Source organism: Actinoallomurus acaciae (assembly GCF_042429965.1).
Lineage (GTDB): Bacteria > Actinomycetota > Actinomycetes > Streptosporangiales > Streptosporangiaceae > Actinoallomurus > Actinoallomurus acaciae.
In genome coordinates, this window is sequence record NZ_JBHLZP010001193.1 from 1 (window position 1) to 831 (window position 831).

An 831-nucleotide genomic window follows, 5' to 3' on the forward strand; every position below is an offset into this window, starting at 1 on the left:
GCGCGGCGGTCCAGCACCTCGCGCAGGGCGTCGGCCGGCCAGCGGTGGGCCTCCGCGCGGGCGCCGAACGGCGCGGCGTGGTAGATCGTGGAGCGGATCAGCGGGTGGCGGAGCCTTCGCCGCCATCGGCGACCCCGGCTGGGACCGCTACGGCACCGGCCGCCGGGCCGCCATGCGCATCGACGGTGCAGGGAACCTGGTGGACGACCCGCGCGGCGAGGGGCTCCGGGCGTGGCTCTCCCGGGATCTTCGGTCAGAATCGGACTCATGAAGTATGTGCTGCTTATCTGCGATGACGAGTCGGTCTCGCCGAGCAACGAGGAGCTCGACGCCGATCCGGTGCACCAGGCCTGGCTGGCGGATCTGAACCGGCGGGGCGGCGCGCTCGTCGGCGCGCGGCTGCGTCCGGTGGTGGACGCGACCACGGTACGGGTCCGTGACGGTGAGACCTTGGTCTCGGACGGGCCGTTCGCCGAGACCAAGGACTTCGTCGGCGGCTTCGTGATCGTCGAATGCGCGGACCTGGACGAGGCGATCGAGATCGCCTCGGGCCACCCGTACGCGCGCTGGGGCGGTGTCGAGATCCGTCCCGTCTGGGAGTGACCACGCCCGGCGACCAGGTCCGGGCGGCGGTCGACGCGGCGTTCCGCGACGAGTGGGGCCAGGTGGTGGCGACCCTGATCGGGTCGACGGGCGACTGGGACCTGGCCGAGGACTGTGCCCAGGAGGCCTTCGCCGCCGCGCTGGCGACCTGGCCGCGCGACGGCGTACCGCGCCGCCCGGGCGCCTGGCTCACCACCACGGCCCGCAACCGCGCGACCGACCGCTTGC

3 protein-coding genes are annotated in these 831 nt (G+C 73.9%); 2 read left to right on the forward strand and 1 reads right to left on the reverse strand.

Annotated elements, in window-relative coordinates:
• Positions 1 to 269 (reverse strand): hypothetical protein (locus ACFFNX_RS51560; protein ID WP_378213836.1); only part of this gene is annotated, 269 nt, incomplete at its 3' end.
• Here ACFFNX_RS51560 and ACFFNX_RS51565 point away from each other — a divergent pair.
• Together ACFFNX_RS51565 and ACFFNX_RS51570 are read left to right on the forward strand one after the other, a co-directional pair.
• Positions 268 to 603, forward strand: a complete 336-nt coding sequence (locus ACFFNX_RS51565; protein WP_378213837.1) for a YciI family protein — start codon at positions 268 to 270, stop codon at positions 601 to 603. The two genes, ACFFNX_RS51560 and ACFFNX_RS51565, sit on opposite strands and share 2 nt — an antisense overlap.
• On the forward strand, positions 600 to 831 hold a 232-nt coding region (locus ACFFNX_RS51570), incomplete at its 3' end, for a sigma factor (protein ID WP_378213838.1). The genes ACFFNX_RS51565 and ACFFNX_RS51570, both read left to right, overlap by 4 nt.

Excerpts from the sequence above, each read along its gene's own strand:
- ACFFNX_RS51565 (WP_378213837.1), top strand. The coding sequence starts at position 268 with ATGAAGTATGTGCTGCTTATCTGCGATGACGAGTCGGTCTCGCCGAGC.